This is a genomic window from Sphingosinicella sp. (assembly GCF_041916975.1).
In the GTDB taxonomy this organism is placed as follows: domain Bacteria; phylum Pseudomonadota; class Alphaproteobacteria; order Sphingomonadales; family Sphingomonadaceae; genus Sphingosinicella.
The window spans coordinates 3,912,627-3,928,008 of record NZ_JAYRYK010000001.1; the positions used below are offsets into that span (position 1 = coordinate 3,912,627).

General features: G+C 64.6%; 14 protein-coding genes and 1 tRNA gene. 7 read left to right on the plus strand and 8 right to left on the minus strand.

Translation table 11 applies throughout. From position 1 onward, the window contains the following. Nucleotides 1-35: 35 nt before the first annotated feature. A complete protein-coding gene (locus ACE3TJ_RS18350) occupies nucleotides 36-1,298 on the plus strand; it encodes a class I SAM-dependent methyltransferase (RefSeq protein WP_374598797.1) in 1,263 nt (420 codons plus the stop codon). A gap of 57 nt (nucleotides 1,299-1,355) precedes the next feature. Here ACE3TJ_RS18350 and ACE3TJ_RS18355 read toward each other — a convergent pair whose 3' ends face one another. The 3 genes from ACE3TJ_RS18355 to ACE3TJ_RS18365 form a co-directional block, all read right to left on the minus strand. Further along, a complete protein-coding gene (locus ACE3TJ_RS18355) occupies nucleotides 1,356-2,333 on the minus strand; it encodes an NAD(P)H-dependent flavin oxidoreductase (RefSeq protein ID WP_374598799.1) in 978 nt (325 codons plus the stop codon). 89 nt (nucleotides 2,334-2,422) lie between these two features. Continuing rightward, on the minus strand, nucleotides 2,423-3,778 hold the full coding sequence (locus tag ACE3TJ_RS18360) for a dicarboxylate/amino acid:cation symporter (protein ID WP_374598801.1): 1,356 nt from the start codon (nucleotides 3,776-3,778) through the stop codon (nucleotides 2,423-2,425). A 14-nt stretch (nucleotides 3,779-3,792) separates the two neighbouring features. Further along, a tRNA-Gly gene (locus ACE3TJ_RS18365) sits at nucleotides 3,793-3,866 on the minus strand. 78 nt (nucleotides 3,867-3,944) lie between these two features. Here ACE3TJ_RS18365 and metZ point away from each other — a divergent pair. Next, nucleotides 3,945-5,153, plus strand: a complete 1,209-nt coding sequence (gene metZ / locus ACE3TJ_RS18370) for an O-succinylhomoserine sulfhydrylase (protein ID WP_374598804.1) — start codon at nucleotides 3,945-3,947, stop codon at nucleotides 5,151-5,153. Then, the gene (gene apaG, locus ACE3TJ_RS18375; RefSeq protein ID WP_374598806.1) at nucleotides 5,150-5,557 is read left to right on the plus strand and encodes a Co2+/Mg2+ efflux protein ApaG; all 408 of its coding nucleotides are present in this window, start codon (nucleotides 5,150-5,152) and stop codon (nucleotides 5,555-5,557) included. The genes metZ and apaG overlap by 4 nt, the downstream gene beginning before the upstream one ends. Here the strand turns inward: apaG and ACE3TJ_RS18380 are convergent, their stop codons facing one another. The 4 genes from ACE3TJ_RS18380 to ACE3TJ_RS18395 form a co-directional block, all read right to left on the minus strand. Then, a complete protein-coding gene (locus ACE3TJ_RS18380; protein ID WP_374598808.1) occupies nucleotides 5,558-5,944 on the minus strand; it encodes a hypothetical protein in 387 nt (128 codons plus the stop codon). Between the two features lie 86 nt (nucleotides 5,945-6,030). After that, nucleotides 6,031-6,954, minus strand: coding sequence for an Hsp33 family molecular chaperone HslO (locus ACE3TJ_RS18385; protein ID WP_374598810.1), 924 nt, complete (start codon nucleotides 6,952-6,954; stop codon nucleotides 6,031-6,033). Further along, on the minus strand, nucleotides 6,933-7,862 hold the full coding sequence (gene argF / locus ACE3TJ_RS18390) for an ornithine carbamoyltransferase (RefSeq protein WP_374598812.1): 930 nt from the start codon (nucleotides 7,860-7,862) through the stop codon (nucleotides 6,933-6,935). Before argF ends, ACE3TJ_RS18385 begins: the two co-directional genes overlap by 22 nt. Before the next feature lie 124 nt (nucleotides 7,863-7,986). Next, the gene (locus ACE3TJ_RS18395; RefSeq protein WP_374599451.1) at nucleotides 7,987-8,853 is read right to left on the minus strand and encodes an ABC transporter permease; all 867 of its coding nucleotides are present in this window, start codon (nucleotides 8,851-8,853) and stop codon (nucleotides 7,987-7,989) included. 78 nt (nucleotides 8,854-8,931) lie between these two features. Here ACE3TJ_RS18395 and ACE3TJ_RS18400 point away from each other — a divergent pair, with 78 nt between their 5' ends. Together ACE3TJ_RS18400 and ACE3TJ_RS18405 are read left to right on the plus strand one after the other, a co-directional pair. Then, nucleotides 8,932-9,522: a GcrA family cell cycle regulator gene (locus ACE3TJ_RS18400; RefSeq protein WP_374598814.1), complete on the plus strand. Its 591-nt coding sequence runs from the start codon at nucleotides 8,932-8,934 to the stop codon at nucleotides 9,520-9,522. A 362-nt stretch (nucleotides 9,523-9,884) separates the two neighbouring features. Continuing rightward, nucleotides 9,885-10,868 (plus strand): DUF4238 domain-containing protein, encoded by a 984-nt coding sequence (locus ACE3TJ_RS18405; protein WP_374598816.1) that lies wholly within the window; start codon nucleotides 9,885-9,887, stop codon nucleotides 10,866-10,868. 43 nt (nucleotides 10,869-10,911) lie between these two features. Here ACE3TJ_RS18405 and ACE3TJ_RS18410 read toward each other — a convergent pair whose 3' ends face one another. After that, a complete protein-coding gene (locus ACE3TJ_RS18410; protein ID WP_374598818.1) occupies nucleotides 10,912-12,684 on the minus strand; it encodes a PHA/PHB synthase family protein in 1,773 nt (590 codons plus the stop codon). A 130-nt stretch (nucleotides 12,685-12,814) separates the two neighbouring features. Between ACE3TJ_RS18410 and ACE3TJ_RS18415 the strand changes: the two genes are divergently transcribed. Both ACE3TJ_RS18415 and ACE3TJ_RS18420 read left to right on the plus strand, forming a co-directional pair. Then, a complete protein-coding gene (locus tag ACE3TJ_RS18415) occupies nucleotides 12,815-14,029 on the plus strand; it encodes an LL-diaminopimelate aminotransferase (RefSeq protein ID WP_374598820.1) in 1,215 nt (404 codons plus the stop codon). Nucleotides 14,030-14,066: 37 nt separating this feature from the next. Continuing rightward, complete coding sequence (locus tag ACE3TJ_RS18420; RefSeq protein ID WP_374598822.1) at nucleotides 14,067-15,359, plus strand: homoserine dehydrogenase; 1,293 nt, start codon at nucleotides 14,067-14,069, stop codon at nucleotides 15,357-15,359. Nucleotides 15,360-15,382 lie beyond the last annotated feature (23 nt).

Here is a 15,382-nt window from a genome sequence, read left to right on the forward strand (position 1 = left end):
GGAAATGCCGCATACTCACCGCTTGGGAGAGGCGGATGGCAACACATCCGGAAACACGCGGCGCGCATGTCGTCGAAGCGGACCGCCGGTTCTGGATCGGCGGTGTTCCTGCACGATTGTTCGCCGGCAGCCGCCAACGCCTCATCGAACGCGTCGACGCAGGGCTTGCTCGTGGCACGCTGATGCTTGTCGAACCGGATGGCCGCGTGCAGCGTCTCGGCGGCCGCGCGCCGGGTCCGCAGGCCGAGCTTCGCCTCAGCAACTGGCGTCCGTTCCTGCGGCTTGCGGCGGGCGGCTCGGCGGGCTGGGCGCGGGCGTATTTCGATGGGGACTGGACCAGCCCCGACGTGCCCGCTTTCTTCGAAATCATGATGCTGAACCGGCGCGAGCTTGGCCGCACCGGACGGGGCGCGCTTCCGGGGCGCCTCTTCAACCGCCTGATGCGTGCGCTGCAGGCGAACACGCTGACCGGCGCGCGCCGCAACATCCAGTTCCATTACGATCTCGGCAACGATTTCTACGCCGCCTGGCTCGACGAGACGATGACCTACTCGTCGGCGATCTTCGGAGCCTCCGAAGAACCGCTCGCCGAAGCCCAGCGCCGCAAGGTGCGCGTGCTGCTCGACCGGCTGGAAATGAAGCCGGGCCAGCGCCTGCTGGAAATCGGCTGCGGCTGGGGCGGCCTCGCCGAGATCGCCGCGAAGGAATACGGCGTCCACGTCACCGGCATCACGCTCAGCCGCGAACAGCTCGAATACGGTCGGCAGCGCATGGCTGCTGCGGGGCTTTCAGACCGCGTCGACCTGCGCATCGCCGACTACCGCGAGGATATCGGCCGTTTCGACCACATGGCATCGGTGGAGATGTTCGAGGCGGTTGGAGCGCGCTACTGGAAGACCTTCATGCGTTCCGCCTACCGCGCCCTGAAACCGGGCGGGCGGGCCGCAATGCAGGTGATCACCATCGACGAGGCGGTGTTTCCTGCCTACCGCTCCGGCGCGGACTTCATCCAGACCTACATCTTCCCCGGCGGCATCTTGCCGAGCGAACCACGCTTGCGGACGTCGGTGGAAAACGCGGGCTTCCGGTGGGAGCGCGCGGAAGCGTTCGGGCAGCACTATGCCGAAACGCTGCGCCAATGGCGCGTTCGTTATGATGCTGCACGGCAGGAAGGGCGCCTCCCGCCCGGGTTCGACGCCGCCTTCGATACCATCTGGCGCTACTACCTGATGTATTGCGAAGGCGGCTTTCGTTCGGGCGGAATCGACGTCGTGCAGGCGCTTCTCGTCCGGCCCTGAAAGCGCATTCCAAATAGGGAAAGTCGTGGGACGTGAAAGCCTGCTCTTTGAAAAGGATTATCCTGCGAGGAAGCCCGTCAGGCGCTTGCTGATGATCGCGTCGGCCTCGGCCATGGTGCGATCGATAAGCTCCTTGCAGCTCGGGATGTCGTGGATCAGTCCGGCGACCATGCCGCAACTCCAGGCGCCTGCATCCATATCGCCGTCCTTCATGATGCGCGGGTAGACGCCCGCGACTTCCTCGATGATGTCCTCGAACTTCAGGTTTGCGCCCAGCTGTTTCTCTTTTTCGAGCAGGCGATCGACAGCGGCATTGTGCAGCACGCGCTCGGTATTGCGCAGCGGGCGCATGACGAGGCGGGTGTCAAGCTCGGTCGCGGCAAGCAGCGCTTGCTTCACCTTTTCATGCACCGGTGCTTCCTTGGTGGCGATGAAGCGCGTGCCCATGTTCATGCCCTCGGCACCGAGTGCGAGCGCGGCGACGAGGCTGCGGCCGTCCGCCATGCCGCCCGAAGCGACGAACGGAATTTCAAGCTCCTCGGCGGCGCGTGGCAGCAGGATGAAATTCGGCACGTCGTCCTCGCCCGGATGTCCGCCGCACTCGAAGCCGTCCACTGAAACCGCGTCGCAGCCGATCGACTGCGCCTTCAACGAGTGCCGCACGGAGGTGCATTTATGGATCACCTTGATGCCTGCGTCCTTGAAGTATGGGAGCACCTGCTGCGGATTGTTACCTGCCGTTTCGACCGCCTTGACGCCGCCTTCGATGATCGCGCGCACATAACCGGGGTAGTCGGGCGTGTTGACGACAGGGAGGAAGGTAAGGTTCACGCCGAAGGGTTTGTCGGTCATGTCCCGGCAGCGTGCGATTTCGTTGGCAAGGTCGGCGGGGGTGCGCTGCGTAAGCCCGGTAATGATGCCCAGACCACCAGCGTTCGAGACGGCGGCGGCCATTTCCGCGAAACCGACGAAGTGCATACCGCCCTGAATGATCGGGTGCTGGATGCCAAAAAGCTCGGTGATGCGTGTTTTCATCAAGTCCTCCTCGTATTTGACGGGAGAATATGACTTTTAGATATATATGGGCAAGCCGCGATTTTGGGCAGGCGCGGGACGGGTCTGGATCAGTCCTCAGTAACGGCGGTGTCGTCGCCGGGGCCTGCGGCAGGATCAGGCTTGGCTGCAATCGGAAGCGATGGCCCCGCCAGCGCAGCGTCCAGCGCGGCGCGGTCGAGTTCGCCTTCCCAGCGCGCGACCACGATCGTCGCCACCGCATTCCCTACGAAGTTGGTGAGCGCGCGGCATTCGCTCATGAACCGGTCGATGCCGAGGATCAGTGCCATGCCCGCGACGGGCACGCTCGGCACCACGGAAAGCGTTGCGGCGAGGGTGATGAAGCCCGCGCCGGTAATGCCCGCAGCGCCCTTCGAACTCAGCATCGCCACGAGCAGCAGCAGCACCTGCTCTTCAAGGGTGAGATCGATGTTGAGCGCCTGCGCGATGAACAGCGCCGCCATCGTCATGTAGATGTTGGTGCCGTCGAGGTTGAACGAATAGCCGGTCGGCACGACAAGCCCGACCACGGACTTGGAGGCGCCCGCGCGTTCCATCTTGGATATAAGGCTGGGGAGGGCGGCTTCCGAGCTCGATGTACCGAGGACGAGCAGCAGCTCTTCCTTGAGGTAGCGGATCAGCTTCAGGATCGAGAAGCCGTTCGCAACGCCGACCAGCCCGAGCACGCCGAGCACGAACAGCAGCGAGGTGAGATAGAAGGTCGCGATCAGGGCGGCGAGGTTCGCCACCGTGCCGATGCCGTAAGCACCGATCGTGAAAGCGAACGCGCCGAACGCGCCGATTGGTGCAGCCTTCATCAGGATGCCGACCAGCCGGAATACCGCGGCGCCGAGTGCTTCGAGGAAGCTTACGACCGGCGCGCCGGTGTCGCCGACAAGCGTGAGCGCGATGCCGAACAGGATGGAAACGAACAGCACCTGCAGGATGTCGCCCTCCACGAAGCCGCTGATGAGAGTGTTCGGGATAATGTGCATCAGGAAGCCGACGATGCTGCTGTCGTGCGCCGCGTTCGAATATTGCGCCACTGCGCCGCCGTCGAGCGTGGCGGGGTCGATGTTGAGCCCACGCCCCGGCTGGATGACGTTTGCGACGATAAGGCCCACGATAAGCGCGAGCGTGGAGAAGACGAGGAAGTAGATGAACGCCTTTGCCGCCACCCGCCCTACCGCCCCGAGGTCGCGCATCCCCGCGATACCGGTGACGATGGTGAGGAAAATCACCGGGCCGATGATCATCTTAACCAGCTTGATGAAGGCGTCGCCGAGCGGTTTCAGGCTCTCGCCGAACTCCGGCCAGATGTGGCCGATCGTTCCGCCGAGCACGATGGCGAGCAGGACCTGGAAATAGAGGTGCGCGTAGAACGGCCGCCGCACTGCCGGAGTCGGAACCGATTGCGGCTGGATCAAGGGCGTTCTCCGGATGGAGCGGGTGAAGGGAATCGAACCCTCGTCGTAAGCTTGGGAAGCTTCTGCTCTACCATTGAGCTACACCCGCACGCCGCCCATTTGAATGGCGCGCCTCTGCTGGTCAAGAGGCGTTGACGTGGGCGCGCGCGGCTGCGATGCACGCGCCATGAAACGGATGAGCGGAGCAAACAGGGAAGAAACCAAAGGCTGGCGTCCGGCCACGCGCGCCGTGCGCGGCGGCACGATGCGCAGCGAGTTCGGTGAGACGTCGGAAGCGATCTTCCTGACCTCCGGCTATTGTTACGACGACGCAGAGACGGTTGCGGCCCGTTTCCGGGGTGACGAGAAGGGCATGACCTACTCGCGCTTGCAGAACCCGACCGTCGCGATGTTCGAGGAGAGGCTGCGGCTGATCGAGGGTGCCGAAGCCTGCCGCGCGATGGCAAGCGGCATGGCGGCGATGACGGCGGCGCTGCTCTCGCAGCTTCGCGCCGGTGACCATGTCGTCGCAGGCCGTGCGCTCTTCGGCTCCTGTCGCTGGCTCGTCGATTCGCTGCTCCCGAAGTTCGGTGTCGAAACCACGGTCGTCGACGGGCGCGAGGTCGCTGACTGGAAGGCGGCGGTGCGGCCGAACACGAAGCTGTTCTTCATGGAAACGCCCGCGAATCCGACGCTCGATATCTGCGATATCCGCGCCATTTCGGATATTGCGCACGATGCAGGTGCGGTCGTGGTGGTGGACAACGCCTTTGCGACGCCGGTTCTCCAGCGTCCTCTCGAATTCGGTGCGGATATCGTAGCCTATTCGGCGACCAAGATGCTCGATGGGCAGGGCCGTGTGCTCGCGGGTGCCGTGCTCGGTTCGGAAGAGTTCATTGAAGGTGAACTGCTCGCTTTCACGCGCAACACCGGACCGACCCTCTCCGCGTTCAATGCGTGGGTGGTGCTCAAGGGGCTTGAGACGCTCGAACTCCGGATGGCGAAACAGTGCGAGAACGCGCTCGCAGTTGCCCGCTTCCTTGATGAACGCGTGCCGCGCCTGCTCTATCCGGCACTGCCCTCGCATCCCCAGCACAATCTGGCGATGGCGCAGATGTCGGGCGGTGGCACGATCATGAGTCTGTTCGTTGCAGACGGGCGCAAGCAGGCACATGGCCTGCTGGACGCGCTCAGCCTTGTCGACATCTCGAACAACATCGGTGATTCCCGCACGCTGATGACGCACCCTGCATCGACCACGCACGCCGGCCTCGACGAGAAGGTCCGCGAGGAGATGGGCGTCACGGAATCGATGCTGCGCCTCTCCGTTGGGCTCGAAGACCCGGCCGATGTGATCGATGATCTCGACCGGGCGCTCTCGGCGGTGGGGTTGTGAAGGAGTTCTTCGCAGCCTCCGCCACGACCGCCGGTGTCACCGTGCGCGCAAACCCGTCCTATCTGCCGGAGCGCTCGCTGCCGGAGCGGGACCACTATGTGTGGACCTACCATATCCGTATCGAAAACGGCCGCGAAGCGCCCGTGCAGCTCATCAGCCGGCACTGGGTCATCACGGACGGGACAGGCAACGTCCACGAGGTGCGCGGTGCAGGCGTCGTCGGCGCGCAGCCGGTGATCGCGCCGGGCGAGGCCTACGATTATGTCTCAGCCTGCCCGCTCGAAACGCCGATGGGCACGATGGCGGGCTCGTTCCAGATGCTGGACGAAAAGGGGCAGGGCTTCGACGTCGCGATCCCGCTGTTCCTGCTCACGAGCCCGGCGGCGGCAGGCGCCGCCCACTGATCAGCAGTTGCCGACGCGCTTGAATTCCTGGCGCACCGCGAAGGGCTCACGCCCGCGAATGCCCTGCGCGTCGATCGTGAAGTGGTTGCGGTTGTCCTTCACGATCGTGGTGCGGCCGCTGCCGAGACCGCGGCAGCTGTAAGCCACCGTGGCGCGCTCCGCGGTGTCTTCGACCACGGTGTGGACGCAGCTCTTCCCGTCCGCCGCTTCAAGGCCGACGTGCATCAGCGATTCCGGCGAGATGATGCAGCGATTGGCGCCGCCCGAGACGCTGTACGAACCCGGTTGGAAATCACCGCCGCCGAACAGCGACAGCGTTACGGGCTGCGCGAACGCAGCCGTTGCTACCACTAGGGCACCACCAGCAAGAACCAGACTCCGGCGCATGAGCGCGTAACTCCCTGTCAAATCTCCGGTGATCCGGAGATGGTCACACTATAAGGATGACAGATGAATAAGGCATATCCGGGACGTTAATCTCGCATTTCGATTGGGAACATGCGCGAGCAGAACTCGCAGTTTACATCGATCGTACCTGCTGGCCCGTGCATTTCGGCGAGTTCTTCGGCCGGAAAGCGGCCGAGCACCTCGCGGAAGTGCTGCACCGTGCAGCGGCAGCCGCGCGTGAGGCCGATGGGCGGTGAGACGCGCACTTCGTCTTCGTTGAACAACCGCCAGAGCAGGGTTTCCTCGCTCAAATGGCCGTCGGTCAGCTCCGTGTCGGTGATCGTGGAGGCGAGAGCAAGCACATGCTCCCAGTCCTGACTGTCGGTGCGCGCGGCAAGGCGCGGGCCGCCGGTCTCGCCGTGGGGAAGGTGCTGGACAAGGAGACCGCCGGCTTCCCATGAACCGTCCTCAGCCTGCCGCACCGCGCCGCGCACCAGCGTCGGCACCTGTTCCGAATCGGTGAAATAGCGCTCCACCGCGTGGCAAAGCGTGTCGCCTTCCAGTGGCACGATGCCTTGATAGCGTTCGTCGGCGCTCTGCTCGATGGTGATGGCGAGGTAGCCGGCGCCGAACAGGTCCGGGAGCAGCGCGCCGGGCGTGATCTCGCCGAGCCGCTCGGGATCGAAGCGGAGGTAGCCGCGAATCTCTCCGGCGCGGTAGTCGCAGACGAGAAGGTCGATCGGGCCGCCCTTCGACTGCGCCTGCACGGTGGTTTGCCCTTCGCCCTTCTGCACGGTCGTGCCGATGAGGACGGTGAGGATCAGCGCCTCGCCGAGGAGCTGGCAGAGTGGGGCAGGGTAGTCGTGCGCGCCGAGGATCGCTGCGAGCGCCGGGCCGAGCCGCGCGACGCGCCCACGCGCGCTGCGTGCCGGGATCGTGAACGGCAGGACGCGCCCCGTTTGCGGGGTGCCTGCCGAGCCGTTGCCGTTCAGCCGAGCTTGTTCAGACACCAGAGCAGGATCGCTTTCTGTGCATGTACGCGGTTCTCGGCCTCGTCCCACACGGCCGACTGCGGCCCGTCCATCACGGCGTCGACAACCTCCTCGCCGCGGTGCGCGGGAAGGCAGTGCAGGAAGATCGCCGAGGGTTTCGCCTTCGCCATCAGCGCTTCGGTCACCTGATACGGCCCCATCGCGACCATGCGCTGCGCCGCACCGGACTGGCCCATGGAGACCCACGTGTCGGTGACGACGACGTCCGCGCCCGCGACCGCCGCTTCCGGGTTGCGCTCGACGACGATCTTGGCGCCGCGCGCCTCAGCGCGCGCGACGACGGCATCGTCCGGATCGTAGGCGGCGGGAACCGAGAGGCGAATTTCATAGCCGAGCAGGCCGGCGGCCTCGATCAGCGACTGGCAGACATTGTTGCCGTCGCCCAGCCACGTCCACACCGTGCCCGCGACGCTGCGGCCGAGGCGTTCCTCAACGGTCATCAGATCGGCGACGATCTGGCAGGGGTGGCCGCTGTCGGTCAGCATGTTGATCACCGGCACGCTGCTTGCGGCAGCGAGCGCTTCCACCTTGTCGTGCCCGTTGGTGCGCAGCGAAATGGCGTCGACGAAGCGGGAAAGGACGCGCGCGGTGTCCTCGATCGTCTCGCCGCGGCCGAGCTGCATGTCCGCCGAGGACAGGATCATCGCAGAGCCGCCGAGCTGACGCATCGCCATGTCGAACGAGACGCGCGTGCGCGTGGAGGACTTCTCGAAGATCGCGGCGAGCATGTGCCCGGCGAGCGGGGCGTCGTCGTCGGCCGCGCCCTTGGGCCGCCCGGCGCGGGCCTGCTTGCGGCGCTTCGCCTCGTCGAGGATCAGCCGCAGGGCTTCGGCGCCCGTGCTTTCGAGATCGAGAAAATGCCGCATCGCCCTTCAAACCTTCGTTCGTGAATGGCCCCGAAACCGGCCTTCGAAACGGAAAAAGGCGGCCAATCTGACCGCCCTTCGGACTCGCGCGCCTCCATGACGCACGCGGGCCGCCAAGTCAATGTTACTGGCGGGTGCGCCAGCCGGTGCGGAGCGCCCAGTAGCACAGCGTCCACAGCACCGCGTTGATGGCGATGAGCGCGATCGCGCCGCCGAGCGCGGGGCCATCGTGGATGCCGATGAAGCCTGACCGGAAACCATCGATCACATAGAAGAACGGGTTGAAGTGGCTCGCTGTGTTCCACACGCCCGCCAGCCGGTCGATCGAGTAGAAGGTGCCGGAAAGCAGCGAGAGCGGCTGCACGACGAAGTTGGTGACCGCGGCGGCATGGTCGAACTTGTCCGCCCAAAGGCCGGTGAGAACGCCGAGCAGCCCCAGCATCACCGCGCCCATCGTGCCGTAGAAGAAGACGGCGAGCGGGTTGTGGATCGCCACCGAAACGCCCGGCCACAGCACCATCGCGCCCCACACCGCGAGCCCGACGAGCCACGCGCGCGTCACGGCGCCCGCGACGAATGAGACCAGAAGCTCCCCCGGCGACAGGGGCGGCATCAATATGTCCACGATCGTGCCCTGGACCTTGCCGATGAGAATCGAGGACGAGGTGTTGGCGAAGCTGTTCTGCATCATCGCCATCACGATAAGGCCCGGCGCAAGGAAGCTGTTGAACGGCACGCCGAGGACCGTGAGGTTGCCGCGCCCGAGCGCCACGGTGAAAATGGCGAGGAACAGCAGCGTGGTGATCGCGGGTGCCCACACGGTTTGCAACTGCACCTTGAAGAACCGCCTCACCTCCTTCACATAGAGGGTCCGAAGGCCCGGCCAGTTGATGCGGCCGATGATCGGCACGCCGGGTTCGCTGTGGGCGGGTTCGCTGTGGACCGGCGCGGCCGGTTTCGCTACGGAAGGCTTTGCAAGCTGATCGTGCATCTGCGTGGGAGTAGTGGCTGTGGCCATGCCCCGCAAGCCGGTCGGCTCTTTTGTTTGAAGATTGGAAGTGGGAACGCGATGTCCTGGACGGACGAACGGATCGAGACGCTGAGGAGCCTCTGGGAAAAGGGGCTGACCGCGAGCCAGATCGCCGACAAGCTCGGCAACGTGAGCCGCAACGCGGTGATCGGCAAGGCGCACCGGCTTGGGCTGAAGGCGCGCCCGTCTCCCGTGAAGGGCGACAGCGACGGCACGCCGCGCGAGACGGCGAAGAAGGCGGCCGCACCCGCCGCGCCGAAACCCAAGCCCGAAGCCGCCGCTCCGGAAGCCGCAGCGGCGCAGCCGCGCCCGGCCCCCGAAACCAAGGCGCCACCGGCGCCCGCCGCTGCGCCGAAGCCGGCGATGCCCGTGCGCGCCGCGATGCCTGCCGCGCCGGTGAAGCCGCGCGCGCCCGGCGAGAAGGTGACGCTGCTCGACCTCAGCGACAAGATCTGCAAGTGGCCGATCGGCCACCCCGGCGAACCCGACTTCCAGTTCTGCGGCCGTCCGGTGAACCCCGGCTTCCCCTACTGCACCGCGCACTGCGCCGAAGCCTATCAGGCCCAGCTCCCCCGCGACCGCAGCCGGCCTTCCAGAGCACCGATGCCCCCGCTACCGCGCGTCCGCTGAGCCCTTTTTGCGCGGCTCGGTCCGCGCGAAGTAGAGGAAGTGGAGGCCAACACGCGTTTTTTTTTAAAAACGCGTGGCGCTGACGGCTGTCCGCGGCGTGTGAAGGCGCGTACCGAGGCTGGCATTTTCCGTTTTCAATGCGCGGATCAGCGATGGGTGCCGCGCTTCAAAGAGCGCACGGAGGCTGGCACAGCTTTTCCTATTTCGGAAGGGGGCGTCTTAACTCAATGATTGTGTGCGATTAGGCGTCTAACCCTAATCCAGCCCCTCAGAGCGTCTGCGGTGAAGTCCAAATGCGGCAGATGACTCTAGATAACTAACCTCCCATTTTTTTCGCCCGCGCGCTGTGATAATAAGGCGTCATGACTATACCGGCCGTTCAACGGCGAACCAAAGATCAACATTTTGTTCCGCGTCTCCATCTCCAGTATTTTTGTGGCGAATCTCCAAAGAATATGATCTGGACGTATAGTAAGCGCCGTGAAAAGGCGCGGCCGTCTCGGATCGAGGAAACGGGTTTCCAAAGGAATTATTATTCGATCCGTACCGATGAGGGATTCTATCATGATGGCATAGACGCCCTGCTGGGTCAGATCGAGAACAAGGCGGCGAAACCCTATCGGCAGCTGCTAACCGGGGAGATTCCGGAGGGGCAATTACGTGCCGACTTTGCCGTTTTTGTGGCGACCTGCTATTCGCGATCACCGGCTCTTATTCGAGCCTATGCGGAGGCGGCGGCAAGGTCGGCGCAGCTTCAGTTACGGATGAGTGTCCAAACTCGCGAACGCTTTGATCGCCTCGCCGATGCGATGGAACGCGATACCGGCGTGACTATCAAAGACCGCGGTGAGGTCTTTGCTTTCATCAATGATCCGTCACGTTACACGCTCGGAATAAGCGAGAAGCGCGGTTTGCGAGCGGTTGCCATTGCAGATGATCTGGCCCCGCTTTTCTATGAGCGCAGCTGGATCATCGCCGAGGCGCACGAAGCGAGGTTCATTACTTCCGACAATCCAGTGTGCCGCTGGGCGCCGCAGGAAGCAATTCACCCCGTCTATGGCGACGGCGGGTTTAAGAACATCCGAGCACAAGTCAGCTTCCCTCTCTCGCCCACAAGGATGCTCGTCATCGCGGGCGTGCCGCAGGATGAAAGGGTGTTTTCGATCAGTGACGCCGACGTGTGGAATTTCAACCGCATGCGCGCGTCTCAGGCCGAAGATTTGCTCTTCGCAGATCGGAAGGATGATCGGATCAGCGTGCTCGCGCGGGAATTCAAAGACGAACGTCCACGCATGACGGTTGATCACGATTATGCGCGCGATATCGAAGTTAACCTAACACGCTAAAGCTTACCTCATTACTCACCGAATGTTGCCAAGCCACTCCCCCTTACCCAACCCGCTCCCGCACATAGCGCCCCGGCGCGTCCTCGATCACCTTGAGCGTGCCGCCTTTGGCGCCCTTGCCGGGGGTGCGGGCGGGGATTTCCTTGCCGGACTGGGCGGTGAGCCATTTGATCCAGTCGGGCCACCAGCTTCCGGGGTGTTCGGTGGCGGTGGCGGCGAAGTCTTCGAAACGCTCGGGGAGCGTGTCGTTGGTCCAGTGCTGGTACTTCTTCGCGTCGGGCGGGTTGACGACGCCCGCGATGTGGCCGCTGCCCGCGAGGACGAAACGAACCGGTCCGGCGAAGTGCTGGGTGAGTTTGTAGGAGGATCGGGCAGGGGCGATGTGGTCTTCCTTGCCGCCCTGGATATAGACCGGCGTGTCTACCTTGGTGAGATCGATGGGCGTGCCGTCGATGACGATGGCGCCGGGCTTGATCATGCGGTTGTCGCGGTAGAGGCCTTCCAGATACTCGGCGTGCCATTTGGCGGGGACGTTCGTCGCGTCCGAGTTCCAGTAAAGCAGGTCGAAGGGGAAATAATCCTTCCCCAGCAGGTAGTTGTTGACGACGTAGTTCCAGATGAGGTCGTTCGCGCGGAGCATGTTGAACGTGGTCGCCATGTAGCGGCCGTCCAGATAGCCCTTGCTTTCCGACAGTTCCTTCACCGCCTTCAGGTGGTCCTCGTCCACGAACACGCCGAGTTCGCCACATTCGGAAAAATCGACCTGCGCGGTGAAGAACGTCGCCGTCTTCACCTTCTCCGCCTCGCCCCGCGCTGCCAGGAAGGCGAGCGTCATCGCGAGCGTGGTGCCCGCGACGCAGTAGCCGATGGTGTGCGTGGACTTGACGCCGAGGCCCTTCAGCACCGCATCGATCGCGGTGGTGAAGCCTTCTTCGATGTAGGTCGCGGTGGTCGCGTCCGCGATGCTCTCGTCGGCGTTCTTCCACGACACGACGAACACGGTGAGACCCTGCGCCACCGCCCAGCGGATGAAGCTTTTATCCGGCGTGAGATCGAGGATGTAGAACTTGTTGATCCACGGCGGGAAGATGAGGAGCGGCGTTTCGTAAACGTTCGCCGTGCTCGGCGAATACTGGATGAGCTGGAACATCCGGTTTTCGAACACGACCTTGCCGGGGGTGACGGCGACGTTGCGGCCGACCTCGAACGCCTTCTCGTCGGTCATCGTCATGCGGCCGCGCTGAAGATCGTCGAGCAGGTGCTGCGTGCCCTTCAGCAGGTTCTCGCCCTTGCTCTCCACGGTGGCCTTCAGCACCTCCGGGTTGGTGAGCACGTAGTTGGAGGGGGAGAGCGCATCGATGAACTGGCGCGTGTAGAAGATCGCCTTCTGCCGCTCCTTGTCTTCAAGCCCGTCGAGCCCGCCAACGAGCTGGAGGATATACTGGCTGGCAAGGAGGTAGGACGATTTCAGGAAATCGAAGGCGGGCATTTCAGACCACGCCTGCCCCTTGAAGCGCTTGTCGGCGGGAAGCTTCGGGGGCTGCACCTCGCCGGGCGTGGCGAAGGCCTGCCAGAGTGTCATCGCATCTCGCCAGTAATCCGCCTGAAGCTGGGCAAGGCGGGCCGGATCGGTCATCGCCGCGGTCGCCATCTTGCTCCACGTCTCGACAAGGCCGAGCGGATCGGGGCCGAGAACGACGCCGTCCGTCGCCTCTTTTGCGAGGAATTCCATCATCATCTGCTGCATCTTGCCCGCAAGCCAGGTCCAGCGCTGGACGTGCTCGGCAAGACCTTCAATGTCGGCGGCGGCAACCATGACGATCTCCCCGGGAGCAGCAACTGAAGCCGACGATAAACAAGCGCTCGCCAAGCGCCAAGGGCGGTCGCTATAACGGCGCCGCCGCGATCCAGCGGCCCATACACGGGAAAGACCCGAAGAGGAGACAATGTCAGACTTCTACCGCATCAAGCGCCTGCCGCCCTATGTGATCGCCGAAGTGAACGCGATGCGGGCAGCGGCACGTGCGGCAGGCGAGGACATCATCGACCTCGGCATGGGCAACCCCGACCTGCCGCCGCCGCAGCACGTGATCGACAAATTGTGCGAAGTGGCGCGGAAACCCGATGCGCACGGCTATTCGGCATCGAAGGGCATTCCGGGGCTGCGGAAGGCGCAGGCGGGCTATTACGCGCGGCGCTTCGGCGTGGAGCTGGACCCGGAGAGCGAGGTCGTGGTGACGCTCGGCTCCAAGGAAGGGCTCGCGAACCTCGCGCAGGCGATCACGGCGCCGGGCGACGTCGTGCTGGCGCCGAACCCGAGCTACCCGATCCACACGTTCGGCTTCATCATCGCGGGCGCGACGATCCGCAGCGTGCCGACGACGCCCGACGAGCGCTATTTCGAAGCGCTGGAGCGCGCGGTGAAGTTCACCGTGCCGAAGCCTTCGGTGCTGGTGATGGGCTATCCTTCGAACCCGACCGCGGAGGTCGTGGACCTCGCCTTCTACGAGCGCGTCGTCGCGTTCGCGAAGGAGCATGGGCTGTGGATTCTCTCGGACCTCGCCTATTCGGAGCTGTACTACGACGGCGTGCCGACGCCCTCCATCCTGCAGGTGCCGGGCGCGAAGGACGTGGCGGTGGAGTTCACCTCCATGTCCAAAACCTATTCGATGGCCGGATGGCGCATGGGCTTCGCGGTCGGCAACAAGACGCTGATCGCGGCGCTGACGCGCGTGAAATCGTACCTCGATTACGGCGCCTTCACGCCGATCCAGGCGGCGGCCGTCGCGGCGATCAACGGCCCGCAGGACATCGTCGAGAAGAACCGCGAGCTCTACAAGCGCCGCCGCGACGTGCTGGTGGAGAGCTTCGCCCGCGCCGGGTGGGACATTCCGAGCCCGCGCGCTTCGATGTTCTGCTGGGCGCCGCTGCCGCCTGCGCTCGCGCACCTCGGCAGCCTTGAGTTCTCGAAGCAGCTCCTCACGCACGCAGGCGTCGCCGTGGCGCCGGGTGTCGGCTACGGCGAGGAAGGTGAGGGCTTCGTGCGCATCGCGATGGTGGAAAACGAGCAGCGCATCCGCCAGGCGGCGCGCAACGTGAAACGCTATCTTCAATCGATGGGTGTAAACACGCCGGGCCAGCAGAAGGCCATCGGCGAGTAAGCGCCTGTCGGAATGTCTTGAGAATCGGGGTTAAGCAGTGAACTCTCCCTTGCGCATCGCGCTTGCCGGGCTCGGTACGGTCGGCGCCGGCGTTGTCAAACTTCTGGATGAAAACCGCGACCTCATCGCACGCCGCGCCGGGCGGCCGATCGAGATCGTCGCGGTTTCGGCGCGGGACCGCTCGCGTGACCGGGGTGTCGATCTTGGCCGGTTCGAGTGGGTGGACGATACTTCGTCGCTCGCCGAGCGGGACAATGTCGATGTCGTCGTCGAGCTGATCGGCGGGTCGGATGGGCCTGCCGTGGCGCTGGTGCGCGAGGCGATCAGCCGGGGCAAGGGTGTCGTCACCGCGAACAAGGCGATGATCGCGCATCACGGTCTCGAACTCGCGGCCGCCGCCGAGAAGGCGGGGACACCACTCAAATATGAAGCGGCGGTGGCGGGCGGCATCCCGATCATCAAGGCGATCCGCGAAGGCGCGGCGGCGAACCGCATCGACCGCGTCTACGGCATCCTGAACGGCACATGTAACTACATCCTCACCGAGATGGAGGAGAAGGGCGCGGCGTTCGCCGATGTGCTCGGCGAGGCGCAGCGGCTGGGCTATGCAGAGGCCGATCCCACCTTCGACATCGACGGCATCGACGCCGCGCACAAGCTCGCCATTCTCGCGAGCCTCGCCTTCGGCAGCGAGATCGATTTCGCGAGCGTCCGCACAACGGGCATCCGCGCCGTTGCGGCGACGGATATCGCGCACGCCGCCGAGCTCGGCTTCCGCGTGCGTCTCGTCGGGGTTGCCGAGGTTGTGGGGGATCGTATCCACCAGCGCGTGCACCCGTGCCTCGTGCCGCTCGCCAATCCGCTCGCCAAGGTCACGGGTTCGCTGAACGCAGTGGTGGCGGAGGGTAATTTCGTCGGGCGGCTGTTCTTCGAAGGCCGCGGCGCGGGTGAGGGGCCGACGGCGAGCGCCGTCGTCGCCGACCTTATCGATATCGCGCGCGGCGAGGCGGGGCCCGCCTTTGCCATGCCTTCGCATCACCTCGAGCCGATCGGCGCGGGCGAGGCGGGGGACTGGCGCGGGCGCTATTACCTGCGCCTTTCGGTGGCGGACGAAACGGGCGTGCTTGCCGAACTCGCGGCGATGCTGCGCGACGCTGGCGTTTCGATCGACAGCCTGATTCAGCGCGGTCAGGCCGACGCGGGCGGTGTCTTCATCGCCATCGTTTCGCACGAAACCGACGAAAGTGCAGTCCGCAAAGCCATCGAGGCGATGCGCGCGAGCAGCAGCGTGCTCGGCGAGCCGATGCTGATGCATATTCTGGACTTTTGAGGCGAGGGGGCTACCAGCCTTTC